This window comes from Paraburkholderia sp. 2C, assembly GCF_054589215.1.
In genome coordinates this window covers 67,536-83,761 of the sequence record NZ_BAAILL010000005.1, presented here as the reverse complement: position 1 = coordinate 83,761, position 16,226 = coordinate 67,536, and the positions used below count along the sequence as shown (strand labels likewise).

The window sequence follows — 16,226 nt, the reverse complement described above, 5'->3', positions numbered from 1 at the left end:
GGCCGAGACGTTCGATGCGCAGCGCGCGCTGCGCATCGGCTTTATCGACGAAATCACCGACGATGCGCTCGCCACGGCGCTTGCGTTTGCACAGCGGCTCAAGGCAAGCGCGCCGCTCACCATCTCCGGCGCGAAGACGATACTCGACGCGCTCGCGTCCGGTAACGGCGCGCTGCGTGACGGTGTCGTCGAACGGCTGCTCGATGAGGCCGCGCAGAGTGATGACTTTCGCGAAGGACGTGCCGCGTTTGCGGAAAAGCGCGCGCCGAGATTTCGCGGCGAATAGGCGCGGCGAATACGCGCGGTCAATACGCGCGGTCAATACGCGCGGTCAATACGCGCGGTCAATAAGCGCGGTCAATAAGCGCGATGACATGAGCACGACGGGATGAGCGACTGCGACAGGATCGCGCTGTTTCACGGCATCGATCGGACAGGGGCTCGACGCGCTGCGCATGGCGTTTGCGTCGATCCACCGAAGCCGCATCATGCGAAGCGGCAAATACAGACCATGTCGACTCCGATACGTCCCCGGATCATACGCGGATCGCGGTGCACCACGTGCATGCACGCATCGCCCACGGACCCCGCCCGATCCATATCAACGGCGCGAACCCCGACATAGCCGTCAGCGGACTTGTTGCACTTTTTCGGCGCGCATACCGTTAGGAATATTCCTAAACCGGTATGGAGAGAGACAATGCACGCAAACACGGTCCACCCGTGCGACGAGCGGCTGCCCGCGGGACGGCTGCTGACGCTCGGCGTCCAGCACGTACTCGTCATGTATGCGGGCGCAGTCGCGGTGCCGCTGATCGTCGGCAGCGCGCTGAAGCTGCCCAAAGACCAGATCGCGTTCCTGATCAGCGCCGATCTGTTCTCGTGCGGCATCGCAACGCTGATCCAGACGCTCGGCCTATGGATTTTCGGCATCCGCCTGCCCGTCATCATGGGCTGCACATTCGCCGCCGTGAGCCCGATGATCGCGATCGGCACGAACCCGAACCTCGGCATTCTCGACATCTTCGGCTCGACGATCGCGGCCGGCGTGATCGGCATTCTGCTCGCGCCCGCGATCGGCAAGCTGTTGCGCTTTTTCCCGCCGGTGGTCGTCGGCGTCGTGATTTCGGTGATCGGCTTGTCGCTGATGGAAGTCGGCATCAACTGGGCTGCGGGCGGCGTCGGCAATCCGGACTACGGCAATCCCGTCTATCTCGGACTCTCGCTTGCGGTACTGATGCTGATTCTGCTCATCAACAAATTCGGCAAGGGCTTTATCGCGAACATCTCGGTGTTGCTCGGCATCGTCGCGGGCTTTGCGATCGCGGCGCTGCTTGGCCGCGTCAATATGGAAGGCGTGACGAACGCGCCGTGGGTCGGCTTCGTCATGCCGTTCCACTTCGGCTTGCCGCACTTCGACCCGCTGTCGATCGCGACCATGGTGACCGTGATGTTCGTCACGTTTATCGAATCGACCGGCATGTTTCTCGCGGTCGGCGACATGGTCGAGCGGCCCGTCGATCAGAAGACGCTTGTGCGCGGATTACGCGTCGATGGACTGGGCACGCTGATCGGCGGCATCTTCAACTCGTTTCCGCACACGTCGTTCTCGCAGAACGTCGGGCTGATTGGCGTGACCGGTGTGAAGAGCCGCTATGTATGCGCGATGGGCGGTGTGATGCTCGTCCTGCTCGGCCTTTTTCCGAAGATGGCCCAGCTTGTCGCGTCGGTGCCGGCTTTTGTGCTCGGCGGCGCCGGCATTGTGATGTTCGGGATGGTCGCGGCAAACGGCATCAAGGTGCTATCGAAGGTCGACTTGACCAAGAACCATCACAACCTGTTTATCGTCGCCGTCAGCATCGGGCTCGGACTCGTGCCCGTCGTGTCGCCGCATTTCTTCGCAAAGCTGCCGTCGGCGCTGTCGCCGCTGCTTCACAGCGGCATCCTGCTCGCATCGGTGTCGGCGGTCGTACTGAATCTGATCTTCAATGGCGTCAAAAGCGAACGCGCGGCCGCGCGCGATTTGCGCCGCGCGGAGCACGACTTCGAAGCGAATACCGACGCGCGAGACGCGACCGCGGGCGACGCGATGATGCGGGTTGCCGACTAGCGACGAGCAGCGTGCCCACGCATGCGGGCATTGAACCGCACCCTGGCCATTCGGCCGAATGGTGGCGAACAGGTGACATTCATAGAATGGACGGCTCGCCCTTCCATTCCGTCAAATGTCGCAAAACGCACTGCAGGTCGCCATCGATGACCCACCCGAACACACGCATCGCTTTGGCGACATTTCGTTGCGTGGCATTCGCTGGGACCTGCGTCACCTCGACTCATTCACGTTCAAAACCGATCTGGGGCTCGGCACAGACATTACCGTGCTTGTGCTGTTCTCATGCCATTGCTTTACGCACAGCCTTCGTTGGGACAAGCGCCCGCAAGGCCTGATACCCGCGCGTGAAATCTACGATGATGGCAGAGAGCAACGCGTGCTCGATCCTCAGAGATACGAATTATCGCGACGCTTCTTAAGAGATGTCGTGACGACCATGCCGTCACGTCGCATCGTATTGGCGAACGACCGGCAACCGAATTTCGTCACGGTGGAAGGCGTCAACACCGACGGCACCACTTCGCTATACGCCATATTCTTCGAGGTGCGCAAGGACAAGAGCCGCAAGCAAAGAATGGTTCTGCGCATTCAATCTGCCTACCTCCTCGATGACGGACTTACGAAGCGCCAAACCAGCGCGAAAAGGATCGGCTTCGCGACGCTGCTGCGTGCAACGTATCTGGGCAAGAAGATTCGAGCGTAGAAAGACAGTGCGCCTTACCGAAGCAAACCGACGACGCGGAACTTGAATACAGCCCCGGAAAAACCAACGGCCACCTTTCGGTGGCCGTCGTATGCGAGACTCTCTATCCACCTTTCGGCAGAACTCCCACTCCATGATGGGACCCGGTTACCCGGGCGGCGCTACGTTTTTCGCACTCGCTTGTACGTAGTTTTCAAACGCAAATCTTATCCTTACCGCGGCCCCTCGTCAACCCAGCCGATCGGCCATTGCGGCTGTTCCATCAGCTAGCTGCAGCCGACGATGCCGCAGCAGGCGCAGCCGGCGCATCGCCGTAATCGACAGGCGCATCGGCCGGCCGCGGCGTTTCGCCGGCCCGTTCGATCCATCCACCGCCCAGTGCCTGATAAAGATCGATCAGGTTCGAGAGACGCTGCACGCGCGCGTCGGTGAGCAGCAGTTGCACCTGATACAGATCGGTCTGCGCAGTCAGCACCGACAGATAGCTGTCCACCCCGTTCCGATAGCGCAGATCCGACAGATCGAGCCGCCGTTGTTCCGCAAACGTGTCGCGCTCAAGCGCGGCAATCTGCTGATCGAACGTGCCGCGCGCCGCGAGTCCGTCGGCGACTTCGCGGAACGCGGTCTGGATCGCCTTCTCGTACTGCGCGATCTGGATGTTCTTCTGCACGTGCGCGAGATCGAGGTTCGCGATGTTCGCACCGCCCTCGAAGATCGGCACCGTGATCTGCGGTGCGAAACCCCATGCCGCCGAACCAGCCTTGAAGAGACCACCGAGCGTCGGACTCAGCGTGCCGAAGTTGCCGGTCAGCGAGACGCGCGGGAAGAACGCGGCACGCGCGGCGCCGATGTTCGCGTTCGCCGCGAGCAGATTCTGCTCCGCTTCCATGATGTCGGGACGACGCGTCAGCAGATCGGACGGCAAGCCCGCCGGAATGTCGGTTAGCAGGTTTTGATCGTCGAGCGTGCGGCCTTGCGGCAGATCGGCCGGCAGCGGTTCGCCGACCAGTAGCACGAGCGCGTTCTCAGCCTGCGCGCGCGCACGCGCTTCGGTCTGCATGTTCGCGCGCGCCTGTTCGACGACAGTTTCAGCCTGACGCAGATCGAGCTCGGAACCGGTGCCGGTTTCGTACTGCAGCTTCGTGATGTTGTACGAATCCTGCGCGGTGCGCAGCGTATTCTGCGTGACCTTCAACGCCTCGTCGAAGCCGAGCATCGACACGTACTGGTCCGCCACCGACGACACCAGCGCGATCTCCGCGGCCTTGCGCGCCTGCGCGGTCGCAAGATATTGCGCGAGCGCCTGATCCTTCAGGCTCTGGATGCGCCCGAAGAAGTCGATCTCCCACGATGCGTTGAGCCCGACCGAATACTCGTTGGAGATCGTATTGCCGGCGAACGACAGATTCTTCGGCGTCCGCGATTTCGACTGGGACGCCGCGGCTTCGATAGCCGGGAACAGCTCCGCGCGCGTGATCTGATACTGCGCGCGCGACGCCTGGATGTTCAGCACCGACACGCGCAGATCGCGGTTGTTCTTCAGCGCGATTTCGATCAACTGTTTGAGCCGCTCGTCGACGAAGAAGTCGCGCCAGCCGATATCGGTCGCCGCCGCGCCGTGCGCGGAGCGCTCGGCCGAGGTAGGCGCCGGCTGTGTCGCGTAGACGCCGCCCTGCGGGAACGTCGTCGACACCGGCGCTGCCGGACGCTCGTACTTCGGCGCCATCGTGCAGCCGGCGGCGAAGAGCGCCACCGATGCTGCGATCAAAGAATGTTTGAGCATCTTAGTGTCCTTCCTTGCCCGAACCGCCGCCGTTGTCAGCACCGCCGCCCGACGGAGCGCCGCCCGACGGATCATGAGGATGGTGCTCGTTGTAATGCGCGAGCGCCTCGTCCGGATCTTCCTTCTCACCGCTGAAACTGCCGCGGATCACGACGAAGAACATGGGGATCATGAAGATTGCGAGGAACGTCGCGGTCAGCATGCCGCCGATCACACCGGTGCCGATGGCGTGCTGGCTCGCCGAACCCGCGCCGTTACTGATCGCAAGCGGCAGCACGCCGAGAATGAACGCAAGCGACGTCATCAGGATCGGCCGCAACCGCAGACGCGCGGCTTCGAGCGCGGCCTCGATCGGGCCCATGCCCTGCCCTTGCTGCAACTCACGCGCGAACTCGACGATCAGAATCGCGTTCTTCGCCGACAGGCCCACTGTCGTGAGCAGGCCCACCTGGAAGAACACGTCGTTCTCGAGACCGCGCAGCGTCGCGGCAAGCAGCGCGCCGAGCACGCCGAGCGGCACGACCATGATCACCGAGAACGGAATCGACCAGCTCTCGTACAGCGCCGCAAGACACAGGAACACGACGAGAATCGAGATGCCGTACAGGATCGGCGCCTGCGAACCGGACTGGATTTCCTGGAACGACAGACCGGTCCAGTCGTAGCCGACGCCCGCGGGCAGCTTCTTCGCAAGCGCTTCCATCGCCGCCATCGCCTGACCCGTACTCTTGCCCGGCGCCGCCTGCCCCTGGATTTCGATCGACGAAATACCGTTGTAGCGCTCGAGCTTCGGCGAACCGTACATCCACTTGCCGGTGGTGAATGCCGAGAACGGCACCATTCCACCCGACGAGTTGCGCACGTACCAGTCGTTCAGGTTTTCCGGTGTCATGCGGAACGGTGCGTCGGCCTGCAGATACACCTTCTTGATCCGGCTGTCCGAATCGAGGAAGTTGTTCACGTAGGCCGAGGCCCACGCGATCGAGAACGACTGGTCGATCGACGCAAGCTGCACGCCGAGCGCGGCCGCCTTTTCCTGATCGATCGTCACCTTGAACTGCGGCGTGTCGTTCAGGCCGTTCGGACGCACCTGCGCCAGCGTCGGGTCTTTCGCGGCCATGCCGAGCAGCTGGTTGCGCGCCTGCATCAGCACGTCGTGGCCGACGCCCGCGCGATCGAGCAGTTCGAAGTCGAAGCCCGCCGCCGTACCGAGTTCAGGAATCGAAGGCGGATTGACCGGGAACACCGTGGCCGTCTTGTACGTCGAGAAATGCTGGAACAGACGACCTACCAGCGCCTGCACTTTCTGGTCGGAATGCTGACGCTGCGCGTAGTCCTTCATCCGCACGAACACGAGACCCGAGTTCTGGCCGCGGCCCGCGAAGCTGAAGCCGTTCACCGTGAAGGTCGATTCGACGATGCTCTTTTCGTCGTTGAGCAGATAGTCGGAAATGTCCTTCAGCGCGCGGCCCGTGGTTTCCTGCGTCGAGCCGACCGGCGTCTGCACGAGCACGAACATCGTGCCCTGGTCTTCATCGGGCAGGAACGACTTCGGCAGCCGCACAAACAGCATCCCGACCGCGACGATCACCACGAGATAGATGATGAGCCAGCGGCTCGAGCGCTTGATCACATGGTGCACGCCCTGGTGATACCGGTCGCGGCTCTTGTCGAAGGTGCGGTTGAACCAGCCGAAAAAGCCTTTCTTCTCCTCGTGATGGCCCTGCGGAATCGGCTTCAGGATCGTTGCGCACAGCGCCGGCGTCAGAATCAGCGCGACGAGCACGGACAGCACCATCGCCGCGACGATGGTCAACGAGAACTGCCGGTAGATCGCGCCGACCGACCCGCCCGAGAACGCGACCGGCACGAACACCGCGGAGAGCACCAATGCCACGCCGATCAGCGCGCCGGTGATCTGGTCCATCGCCTTGCGCGTTGCGTCGCGTGGCGAGAGCCCTTCTTCGCTCATCACGCGTTCGACGTTCTCGACCACCACGATCGCATCGTCCACCAGCAGGCCGATGGCGAGCACGAGACCGAACATCGACAGCACGTTGATCGAGAAACCGACCACGCTCATGATCGCGAATGTACCGAGCAGCACGACCGGCACCGCGATGGTCGGAATCAGCGTCGCGCGCAGGTTCTGCAGGAACAGATACATCACGAGGAACACGAGCACGATGCCCTCGAGCAGCGTCTTCACCACTTCCTCGATCGACAGCCGCACGAACGGCGTCGTGTCGTACGGGTACTTCACGACGAGGCCGTGCGGGAAGTACGGCGCGAGCTGGTCGATCTTCTGGCGCACGAGCTTCGCGGTCTGCAGCGCGTTTGCGCCCGTCGCGAGCTGGATACCGAAGCCGGCCGTCGGCGCGCCGTTGTACTTCGTGTCGGTGTTGTAATTCTCACCGCCGAGATCGATGCGCGCGACGTCCTTCAGACGCACCTGCGAGCCGTCCTGATTCACCTTCAGCAGGATGTTGCCGAACTGCTCCGGCGTGGTGAGCAGCGATGCTTCGGTGATGGTGGCCTGCAGCAGTTGCCCCGGCACCGACGGCGTGCCGCCGAGCGATCCGCCCGCGACCTGCACGTTCTGCGCGACGATCGCCGCCTGCACGTCGACCGGCGTCAGGCTGTAGTTCGTCAGCTTGTTCGCGTCGAGCCAGATGCGCATGGCGTATTGCGTGCCGAACAGCGTGACCGTGCCGACGCCGTCGATCCGGCTGACCGGATCCTGGATGTGCGACGCGACGTAGTTCGCCAGGTCGTACTTGCTCATGCTGCCGTCTTGCGACACGAACGCGAGCACGAGCAGGAAGCTGCTGCTCGACTTCGTCACCTTCGTGCCGAGCTGCTGCACGACCTGCGGCAGAAGCGGCGTAGCCAGCTGCAGCTTGTTCTGCACCTGCACCTGCGCGATGTCCGGATTCGTGCCGGCCGCGAAGGTCAGCGTGATCGTCGCGGTGCCGGAGTCATCGGAGGTGGACGACAGATACAGCAGGTGGTCCAGACCGCTCATCTGCTGCTCGATGACCTGCGTGACCGTGTTTTCCACCGTCTTCGCCGATGCGCCCGGATACGTCGCGCTGATCTGGATGGACGGCGGCGCGATGGTCGGGTACTGCGCGACGGGCAGCGTGAAAATCGACGCAAGCCCGGCCAGCATCAGCACGATCGCGATCACCCATGCAAAGATCGGGCGATCGATAAAAAACTTTGCCATGTAACAGGCTCCCTGTTATTACGTGCCCGAGTTACGCGCCCGATGCCGCGGAGGCGCCCGACGCGGCTTGTGCGGCCGCGCCGGAAGCGGGGGTGGCGGGAAGCTGCGCGGCGACGGTCCTGACCTTGTTGCCCGGATGCACCTTGTCGACGCCCTGCACGATCACGCGGTCGCCCGGCTGCAAGCCGTCTTCGACGACCCAGCTCGCGCCGTAAATGCCCGACGTGACGAGCGTGCGCAGTTCGACCTTGTTGTCCTTGTCGACAATCAGCGCGGTGGCCTGGCCCTTCTGGTCATGCGTGACGCCGACTTGCGGCACGAGCAGCGCGGCGTCGTTGACGCCTTCCTGAATGCGCGCGCGCACGAACATGCCCGGCAGCAGCACGCGATCCTTGTTGTCGAAGATCGCGCGAATCGTGACCGAGCCGGTGGTCTGGTCGACGGTCACGTCGGTGAACTGCAGCTTGCCGGTTTCGCCGTACGGACGGCCGTCTTCGAGAATCAGCGTGACCTTGGCCGCGTTCGGGCCGGTGGTCTTCAGACGGCCGCTCTGGATGTCGCGGCGCAGCTTGAGCCCCTGCAGGCTCGACTGCGTGAGATCGACGTACATCGGGTCGAGCTGCTGGACCGTCGACATCAGCGTGGCCTGGCTTGCCTGCACGTACGCGCCGGGCGTGACCTGCGAGATGCCGACGCGGCCCGTGACCGGCGACACGACGTCCGTATAGCCGAGGTTGATCTGCGCGGTATCGACCGACGCCTTGCCCGCGGCGACATCCGCCGCCGCCTGGCCTTCCGAGGCGATCGCGTTGTCGTAGTCCTGCTTGCTGACCGCGTTCGCGGCGACCAGCACCTTGTAGCGGTTCGCCTGCGCGGTGGTCGTGGCGAGATTCGCCTGCGCCTTCGCGAGCGCGGCCTTCGCATTGTTCAGCGCCGCGATGTACGGCGCCGGGTCGATCTTGTACAGCCGTTGACCGGCCTTGACTTCGCTGCCTTCGACAAACTCGCGCCGCAGCACGATGCCGTCAACCCGCGCGCGCACCTGCGCGACGAGGTACGCGCTCGTGCGGCCCGGCAGTTCGGTGACCACGGGCACCGGCGTCGGCTGGACGGTCACGATGCCCACTTCGGGATCTTGCGGCGGTGGAGCTGATTGTTTTGGTCCGCAGGCCGCCAGCAGCACGGCAAGCGCCGCAGCAGGAAGCAGGCTGAACGAAGCCCAGCGGATAGTTACCCGTTTGACGCGCATGGAGCGACCTCTGTCAGAGACTGAGAAGAAAAAAGTGCGCACCGCCACCAGGGGACGACGACAGGATCACGACGCAGGATCGAACGGGATCGCGAGGATCAGCCAGGATCGGACGGCGCGGGATCGCAATGGCGGCAACGGCAACGACGCGCACGGACGTCTTGCGACGCCCGCGACCGGAAGCCCATGGATGCGCTTGCTGCGGGAGCACCACTCTTCGAATTGCGCCAGCCCGGGAAAATGCCGCACCTTGCATCGTCAACTTGCCCCGTCCGACAGGCGACGTGAAGGTTATTGAAAGCTTCGGTGACGGAAATTAACCGGCCGGGTGAGAGGGGTCATCCGATCGTTTAGGGTGCTATTATAGATACGTTCACGAATGCACGTAAAAGTTTATTCGTTAAGTACCGATGCGTATCCACGCAAAAGCAATTCCCATGAGAACGACTACACGAGATGATCTTTATCATCGACGTTTAAAAACCTCAGGGAAATCCAGCAATACAGGCAGGTCTGAAGAATGGTCCGACGAACCAAGGAAGAAGCACTGGAGACGCGAAGCCGCATTCTCGATGCGGCCGAACAGGTGTTCTTCGAGAAGGGGGTTTCTCGCACTTCGCTGTCAGATATCGCACAGGCCGCGGGCGTCACGCGCGGCGCGATCTACTGGCATTTCGATAACAAAGGCGATCTCTTCACCGCGATGTTCGATCGCGTGCTGATGCCGCTCGACGAGTTGAAAGCGGCGTCGCTCGATCCGCAGGAACCGGATCCGCTCGGCAAGCTCGTCGATATCCTCACTACGGTGCTGCGCAACACCGCGCTCGATCCGCGGCAGCGCCGCGTGTTCGACATCCTGTTTCTGAAGTGCGAGTTCGTCGAAGAGATGGGGCCGGTCATGGCGCGCCATCAGAACGATATGCGCGAGGGGATGGCGAACATCCAGGGCGGGTTGCGCAACGCGGTGTCGAAGGGACAGCTGCCGGCGGACCTCAATACGACGCGAGCCGCGTCGATCCTGCATTCGTTCGTGAGCGGCGCGCTGCGCGACATGCTGTTCCTGCCGTGCTCGGTCGACTTCGGCAAGCACGCGCGGGTAATGGTCGAGGCCGTGATCGACATGCTGCGATACAGCCCCACGTTGAGAATCGGCCCCGGCGAAACGCCGGCGGCGCAGGCATGACGAGCGGCGCGGGCGCGCCTAGCCGCCGCTGAACCAGCGCGCCACGTACAGCAGCAGCGCGACGAAGAAAATCATTGCGGCCCACGCCCAGTGCGGCACGGCATGCGGCGTGTGATCGTGATGTGCACGCGCCGCAAAGGTCGAATGCATCGCGCGGCCAGTCAGCGCGCCGCCATGATCGTGCCGCGCGCGGCGCGCGACGCCGGCAAGGCTGATCGGCCGCAGGAACACATGCTGGCGCCGCGGCTGCGTGCCGCGCGACTGGTTCGGGCCTTGCCCGTGCTTCGCCTGCACGACCGCGCAGAACTCGGTGAAGAAATCGTCGGCGAGTTCGTGCAGCGCATTTTCGATCTGGCGCGCCGGCAGTTCGGCGAGCGGCCCCGTCGAGGTCGCCCAGACCGCGTAGTCGATCCGCGTGCTCGGCGCCTTGTCGGACGCGTCGTCGTCCGCGCGCAACGCGACATCGATCTGGCCGCGCAGCGAGCCGACGCCACCCGCGCGTGCCTTGAAGTTCAGCGTACGGTGCGGCTTGTCGGCTGCGGTGCCGTTATCGCTCGCAACGTGAGCGCGCACTTCGTAATGCGCCCGCAATGGCCCAAGCGGCACGGTCAGCGTCAGCGCGTATTCGCCCCCCGCGAGGCGCGTGAACGACTCGCAGTTGTCGAGACTCGCGCGCAACAACGCGAGATCCTGCATCGCGTCCCAGACTTCAGACTGTGCAAGCGGAATTCTGAGCGCGTTCGTTAGTTCCATGGCCGCCTCCCGATAAGCTCGCCACCGCGGGATCAGGATGTCTGATCGATGCGGTCGACGCGCGACGCGTAAAACGCCAGATAGCCTTTGATTTCTCCGGCTCCGTCGATCGGGGCCTCATAACTCCATGCGGCGTTTTCCACGATTCCGTCCTCAGTGCGCAAATGAAAATACGATGCGTCACCTTTGTGCGGACATCGGGACGTGTGGTTCGAACGTTCGAGGCGCGCCATGTTGACGTCGGCGCGCGGGAAGTAGAAGGTGTCGGGCGCGCCGGTTTCGGCGACCGTCAATGCAGCCTGGGTGTCGGCAAAGGTGACGCCTTGATGGATCACCCGAACCCGGTGCGGATTGCGCGAGATGCCGACCAGATGCCCGCATTGCGCGCCTTGCGGCACCGGCTCACCGGCCGCGTCACTGCGCGCGGCGCCACGCTGCTGCGAGGCGTCGCGGCCCTGGCCGCCGTTGGTCGGAACACCGCTCATGTCACACGCTCCGGTTTGAATCTGATGCCGCGCGCCGCTGTGGCGCGACGCAGCAACTCATGCAGTTGCAGCAAACCCGCTGCCTTTCACGCCATGTACGCTTTCAAAACGAAAAGCCACGGACGAAAGGCCCGTGGCTCAATTATCGATCAAACCGTCGCCGGTTGCGCGCGTTCCCGCACACTAGCAACAATTCGCTTCAGCACGCTTGCATCCGTGCTTGCATCCCGGTTTCAACCGCCGATCGGCGCCTGACAGTCGCGCAAACGCCGCAGTCCCTGCTTACTGGGTTCGCCAGTAAAAGGCAGCCTTGGCGGTGCCCTTGGCCGGCACGGTGACGGTCCTGGTTTGCGCGTCGTCTTTATACGACGCCTGCACCGTATAACGCCCCGGGCGCAATTTGACGAGCATATACGGACCGCGCGAGGTCGTATCGAGTACGTCGCCGCTATGCGCGTCGGTAATCTTCACGCGGACGTCGGCCAGATAGTCGGAACCCGGGCCGGTAAAGCGCAGCGATAGCGGCCAGCTATGTTCGGCCGCCCGCAGCGCATGCGATTCGTCGAGGCCGACGCCGCCCGAGGTGTACGACACGTCGCCTTGCTGCTGGATCTGCGGCAGGCCGCCACCGTTGACATTGCCGGCGCTCGTGTTGTCGGTCGTGGTGCCGCCGGTGACACCGCTTGCGTTTTGCGCGAATGCGCTCGACGCAAACCCCCACGATAAGGCCGTCGCGGCAATTACCGATGCGACTGCGGCCATAGGACCGTGAAAATGGCGCGGAGAATTCTTCATTGGTCAGCTCCTTTTTCGGGCTTCCCCGAACGGTGGAAATCTAACCAGAGCAGCAAGTGACATACCCGCTTGCCGCCCCTTTTTACCGATCGGCGGGTTGCCGGGCACGCGGTGGAACGACGTGCCCGGCCGCGGCGCCCCCGCCGACACCCCCTCGATCGATCAACCGAGGTCGACCGGTACGAAGATCTGCGCGTTGTCGCGCTGGATCAGCAGCGCCAGGCTGTTACCGGCTTGCGATACTGCCTGCTTCAGCTGGTCGACGTTCGACACCGGACGGCCGTTCACCGCGAGAATCACGTCGCCGGGCTGGATACCGGCGCTGGCCGCCGCGCCGCCCGCCTGCTGGACCAGCAGGCCGTGCGAGACCGACGCCCCGCTCTGTTCCTGCGGCGTGAGCGGACGCACCGCGACGCCGAGCCGCCCTTGCACCTGCGACGACGACTCATCGTTCGAAGCGACCTTCGTATCCGACAGCGAGCCGATCGTCACCTTGACGTCCTTCGACGCCTTGTCGCGCCACACCGTCACGTCCGCCGACGTGCCCGGCTTCAGGTTCGCGATCTGCGCCGGCAGATCCGCCGAGTCGGTAACCGGCGTGCCGTTGACCGCGGTGATCACGTCGCCGGGCTGCAGGCCGGCCTTCGCTGCCGGACCGTCCTTGTCGACCGAGCTGACGAGCGCGCCTTGCGGCTGCTTCAGGCCGAACGAATCGGCGAGCGTCTGGTTCATGCCCTGCACCGCGACACCGAGCCGACCGCGGCTCACGTGGCCGGTCTTCACGAGGTCGTCCTTGACCTTCATCGCCTCGTTGATCGGGATGGCGAACGAAAGGCCCTGGAAGCCGCCCGTCTGCGAGTAGATCATCGAGTTGATGCCGATCACTTCGCCTTGCAGGTTGAAGAGCGGACCGCCCGAGTTACCCGGGTTCACCGGCACGTCGGTCTGGATGAACGGCGTGTAATTCTCGTTCGGCAGCGAGCGCGATTTCGCGCTGATGATGCCCGAGGTCACCGTGTTCTCGAAGCCGTACGGCGAGCCGATCGCCACCACCCACTGGCCGACCTTGCTGGCGCGCGGGTCGCCGATCTTCACGGTCGGCAGATCCTTCGCGTCGATCTTCAGCACCGCGACGTCCGACTGCTTGTCCGCGCCGACGACCTTCGCGTGATATTCGCGCTTGTCGGTCAGCTTCACGGTCACCACGTTCGCGCCGTCGACCACGTGCGCGTTGGTCAGGATGTAGCCATCGCTGCTGATGATAAAGCCCGAACCGAGGCTCGCGCTCGGCGTATCGGGCGAGTCGCCGCCATCGTCGCCGCCGGGGCCTTGCATGCCCGGCACATTGCCGAAGAAATGCTTGTAGAACTGGTAGAAGGGATCGCTCGGGTCGATCGGCAACTGGTTATTCGCGCCGCCGCCGCCGCTGCGCAATGCGGTGCGCTTCACGACATGCTTCGCGCTGATGTTGACCACCGCCGGCCCGTACGTTTCGACGAGGCCGGAGAAATCGGGAATGCCGGTTTTGGCGGCCGCTTCGGCCGGCATCATCGCGGCGGCCTGGGCCGGCTGAATGACCTCAGGCGCCGGCAGATTGCGGCGCCCGGCCACATAGCCCGCGGACAGCGCAACCGCGACAGCCACGGCAACGGCACTACGGGACAGGACTTTGACGTTCATCGTTCTTACTCCAGACGGGAGAATGATTTCTCGATGTGTCGCAGAGTAAGCGGCGTCGCTTAAAACAATCTTAAACAGACTGTTTCGGAAAATCGCCATAAAACAAGGTGTTTTTAGAACATCACCGTGACGAGCAGCCCGCCCGCTTTCGAGTCGCCGAGTGTGACGACCGCGTCGTGCTGAAGCGCGATGCGCCGCACGATCGCGAGCCCCAGGCCGCTGCCCGCGATGTCGGTGCGCGCGCGATTCGCGCCTTCGCCGACGCGATAAAAGCGGTCGAAGACGCGCGAGCGTTCTTCAACCGGAATGCCCGGCCCGCTGTCGCCGATCTTGACGACCGGATGTCCGTCTTTCATCAACACGCAGACATCGACGCGGCCGCCGCTCGGTGTGTATTTCGTTGCGTTGTCGATCAGGTTGTTGAAGAGCACGCGCAGCGCTTCGGGGTCGCCGCGCACAAGCGCGGTCTCGCTGCGCTCGATGCCGAGATCGACGCCGCGCTTGCCGGCAAGCGGCGTGTAAGCCATGACGCAATCGTGCAATAGCGCGTCGAGATCGACAGGGTTCGCGGCTTCGCGTCCATCCGGCTCCGCGCGCGCGAGCGCGAGCAGTTGTTCGGCAAGACGCGTCGCACGCGTGACACCCGCTTGCAGATCGGCGAGCGCTTCGCTGCGCGTGGCATCGTCGTGCGCGCGCGCGACGAGCTGCGCCTGAATCTGCACCGCGGCCAGCGGCGTGCGCAATTCGTGCGCGGCATCGGCGACGAACGCCTTCTGCGTATCGAGCGCCGCGGCAAGCCGTTCGAGCAGGCCGTTCAACGCGCGCACGAGCGGCCGCACTTCGAGCGGCAAACGCGAGTCGGGCAACGGATCGAGCGCTTCCGGGTGACGCGTGTCGAGCGCGCCGGTCACGCGGCGCAGCGGCGCGAGCCCACGGCCGACGACGCCCCACACGGCGACGCCGAGCAGCGGCAGCAGCACGATCAGCGGCCATAGCGTGCGCAGCGCGACGTTTGCCGCGAGCCGGTTGCGCACCGACAGCGGCTGCGCGAGCTGCACGACGTTGTCGCCGACGATCGCGCCATAGACACGCCAGTCGCCGCGCTCGGTGCGCTCGGTCGAGAAGCCGAGCTCGGCGCGCGGCGCGAGCGGCGCGCGCGGATGCGAGTAATACATCAGCACGCCATTGCGATTCCAGATTTGCAGCACGATGCCTTCGTCGCCGGTATCGCGCGAACTCAGAATTTGCGAGAACGGTTCGGCGGGCAGCGCCGCCGCGATTTCCTGCAATTGATAATCGAACAGTTCGTTCGCTTCGGCGAGAGCCTGGCGGTAAATGAGCCAGCCCGCGATACCGACGCCGAGCAGCACGATTGCAAGCAGCCAGAACAGCAATTGACGGCGAATCGAACGCATCGTGTCAGGCTTCCTTCGCGATCATGTAGCCGAGGCCGCGTACGTTGCGAATCAGGTCCGCGCCGAGCTTCTTGCGCAGTGCATGGATATACACCTCGACCGTGTTGCTGCCGATTTCCTCGCCCCAGCCGTACATTTTTTCTTCGAGCTGGCTTTTCGACAGCACCGCGCCGGGCCGCGCGAGCAGCGCGGCGAGCAGCGCGAATTCGCGTGCGGACAACGCGACCGGCGCGCCATCGAGCGTCACCTGATGCGAAGCCGGGTCGAGCGTAAGCGCGCCATGGCGGATCGTCGAATCGCTGCGGCCCGACTGGCGGCGGATCAGCGCGCGCATGCGCGCGCCGAGTTCATCGAGATCGAACGGCTTCACGAGATAGTCGTCGGCCCCCGCGTCGAGGCCTTTCACGCGATCGGCCACCGCGTCGCGCGCGGTGAGGATCAGCACCGGCACCGACAGGCCGCGCTTGCGCAGCGTGCGCAACACGTCGAGGCCATCGCGCTTCGGCAGCCCGAGATCGAGCAGCACGAGGTCGTATGGTTCGCCGGAGACGGCGCTGAGCGCCGCTTCGCCGTCCTGCACCCAGTCGACCGCGAAGCCTTCGCCGCGCAGCGCCTTGCGCACGCCTTCGGCGATCATCCGGTCGTCTTCGACAAGCAATATGCGCATGGCTTTCGTAATCCGCGATGGAAATGCCTGCATTCTAGCGCCCGCTTACGAAAGCTCGCGACGAGCGGCTTTTTTGCGCAGCGGCGCGGCAACTCTCTACAATGAGCGCTTTTGCGCGGCACAGTTGCATTTGCGCTTCACCCGCGCACGTCGCGCTTGCGCTCGCGTTAC

13 protein-coding genes are annotated in these 16,226 nt (G+C 63.9%); 4 read left to right on the top strand and 9 right to left on the bottom strand.

The features are described from left to right. The 3 genes from ACYPXD_RS00555 to ACYPXD_RS00545 form a co-directional block, all read left to right on the top strand. Window positions 1-286 (top strand): enoyl-CoA hydratase-related protein (locus tag ACYPXD_RS00555; RefSeq protein WP_459706245.1); only part of this gene is annotated, 286 nt, incomplete at its 5' end. 414 nt (window positions 287-700) lie between these two features. Further along, window positions 701-2,110, top strand: a complete 1,410-nt coding sequence (locus ACYPXD_RS00550; RefSeq protein WP_459706243.1) for a nucleobase:cation symporter-2 family protein — start codon at window positions 701-703, stop codon at window positions 2,108-2,110. 115 nt (window positions 2,111-2,225) lie between these two features. Further along, entirely contained in the window at window positions 2,226-2,816 is a 591-nt protein-coding gene (locus tag ACYPXD_RS00545; RefSeq protein ID WP_459706240.1) for a hypothetical protein, read from the top strand. Between the two features lie 262 nt (window positions 2,817-3,078). On the opposite strand, the gene ACYPXD_RS00540 is transcribed toward ACYPXD_RS00545, so the two are convergent. Genes ACYPXD_RS00540 through ACYPXD_RS00530 form a run of 3 tightly spaced genes read right to left on the bottom strand, consistent with a single transcriptional unit; the run spans window position 3,079 to window position 9,077 of the window. After that, window positions 3,079-4,599: an efflux transporter outer membrane subunit gene (locus tag ACYPXD_RS00540; RefSeq protein WP_459706238.1), complete on the bottom strand. Its 1,521-nt coding sequence runs from the start codon at window positions 4,597-4,599 to the stop codon at window positions 3,079-3,081. Between the two features lies 1 nt (window position 4,600). After that, a complete protein-coding gene (locus tag ACYPXD_RS00535; protein WP_459706236.1) occupies window positions 4,601-7,828 on the bottom strand; it encodes an efflux RND transporter permease subunit in 3,228 nt (1,075 codons plus the stop codon). A 31-nt stretch (window positions 7,829-7,859) separates the two neighbouring features. Continuing rightward, the gene (locus tag ACYPXD_RS00530) at window positions 7,860-9,077 is read right to left on the bottom strand and encodes an efflux RND transporter periplasmic adaptor subunit (protein ID WP_459706234.1); all 1,218 of its coding nucleotides are present in this window, start codon (window positions 9,075-9,077) and stop codon (window positions 7,860-7,862) included. Window positions 9,078-9,597: 520 nt separating this feature from the next. Here ACYPXD_RS00530 and ACYPXD_RS00525 point away from each other — a divergent pair. Beyond that, the gene (locus ACYPXD_RS00525) at window positions 9,598-10,260 is read left to right on the top strand and encodes a TetR family transcriptional regulator (RefSeq protein ID WP_459706232.1); all 663 of its coding nucleotides are present in this window, start codon (window positions 9,598-9,600) and stop codon (window positions 10,258-10,260) included. Window positions 10,261-10,278: 18 nt separating this feature from the next. On the opposite strand, the gene ACYPXD_RS00520 is transcribed toward ACYPXD_RS00525, so the two are convergent. From ACYPXD_RS00520 to ACYPXD_RS00495, 6 genes are all read right to left on the bottom strand, one after another. Then, window positions 10,279-11,013 (bottom strand): CoxG family protein, encoded by a 735-nt coding sequence (locus ACYPXD_RS00520; RefSeq protein ID WP_459706229.1) that lies wholly within the window; start codon window positions 11,011-11,013, stop codon window positions 10,279-10,281. A gap of 32 nt (window positions 11,014-11,045) precedes the next feature. Further along, entirely contained in the window at window positions 11,046-11,498 is a 453-nt protein-coding gene (locus ACYPXD_RS00515; RefSeq protein WP_459706227.1) for a DUF427 domain-containing protein, read from the bottom strand. A 282-nt stretch (window positions 11,499-11,780) separates the two neighbouring features. Further along, window positions 11,781-12,260: a carboxypeptidase regulatory-like domain-containing protein gene (locus ACYPXD_RS00510; protein ID WP_459706418.1), complete on the bottom strand. Its 480-nt coding sequence runs from the start codon at window positions 12,258-12,260 to the stop codon at window positions 11,781-11,783. Between the two features lie 195 nt (window positions 12,261-12,455). Then, window positions 12,456-13,973 (bottom strand): DegQ family serine endoprotease, encoded by a 1,518-nt coding sequence (locus ACYPXD_RS00505; RefSeq protein WP_459706225.1) that lies wholly within the window; start codon window positions 13,971-13,973, stop codon window positions 12,456-12,458. 113 nt (window positions 13,974-14,086) lie between these two features. Beyond that, window positions 14,087-15,388 (bottom strand): ATP-binding protein, encoded by a 1,302-nt coding sequence (locus ACYPXD_RS00500; RefSeq protein WP_459706222.1) that lies wholly within the window; start codon window positions 15,386-15,388, stop codon window positions 14,087-14,089. Window positions 15,389-15,392: 4 nt separating this feature from the next. After that, complete coding sequence (locus ACYPXD_RS00495) at window positions 15,393-16,055, bottom strand: response regulator (protein ID WP_459706220.1); 663 nt, start codon at window positions 16,053-16,055, stop codon at window positions 15,393-15,395. Between the last annotated feature and the right edge of the window lie 171 nt (window positions 16,056-16,226).

Excerpts from the sequence above, each read along its gene's own strand:
- ACYPXD_RS00540 (WP_459706238.1), bottom strand. The coding sequence starts at position 4,599 with ATGCTCAAACATTCTTTGATCGCAGCATCGGTGGCGCTCTTCGCCGCC.
- ACYPXD_RS00545 (WP_459706240.1), top strand. The coding sequence starts at position 2,226 with ATGTCGCAAAACGCACTGCAGGTCGCCATCGATGACCCACCCGAACAC.
- ACYPXD_RS00525 (WP_459706232.1), top strand. The coding sequence starts at position 9,598 with ATGGTCCGACGAACCAAGGAAGAAGCACTGGAGACGCGAAGCCGCATT.
- ACYPXD_RS00505 (WP_459706225.1), bottom strand. The coding sequence starts at position 13,973 with ATGAACGTCAAAGTCCTGTCCCGTAGTGCCGTTGCCGTGGCTGTCGCG.
- ACYPXD_RS00550 (WP_459706243.1), top strand. The coding sequence starts at position 701 with ATGCACGCAAACACGGTCCACCCGTGCGACGAGCGGCTGCCCGCGGGA.
- ACYPXD_RS00500 (WP_459706222.1), bottom strand. The coding sequence starts at position 15,388 with ATGCGTTCGATTCGCCGTCAATTGCTGTTCTGGCTGCTTGCAATCGTG.
- ACYPXD_RS00495 (WP_459706220.1), bottom strand. The coding sequence starts at position 16,055 with ATGCGCATATTGCTTGTCGAAGACGACCGGATGATCGCCGAAGGCGTG.
- ACYPXD_RS00520 (WP_459706229.1), bottom strand. The coding sequence starts at position 11,013 with ATGGAACTAACGAACGCGCTCAGAATTCCGCTTGCACAGTCTGAAGTC.
- ACYPXD_RS00535 (WP_459706236.1), bottom strand. The coding sequence starts at position 7,828 with ATGGCAAAGTTTTTTATCGATCGCCCGATCTTTGCATGGGTGATCGCG.
- ACYPXD_RS00515 (WP_459706227.1), bottom strand. The coding sequence starts at position 11,498 with ATGAGCGGTGTTCCGACCAACGGCGGCCAGGGCCGCGACGCCTCGCAG.
- ACYPXD_RS00530 (WP_459706234.1), bottom strand. The coding sequence starts at position 9,077 with ATGCGCGTCAAACGGGTAACTATCCGCTGGGCTTCGTTCAGCCTGCTT.
- ACYPXD_RS00510 (WP_459706418.1), bottom strand. The coding sequence starts at position 12,260 with ATGGCCGCAGTCGCATCGGTAATTGCCGCGACGGCCTTATCGTGGGGG.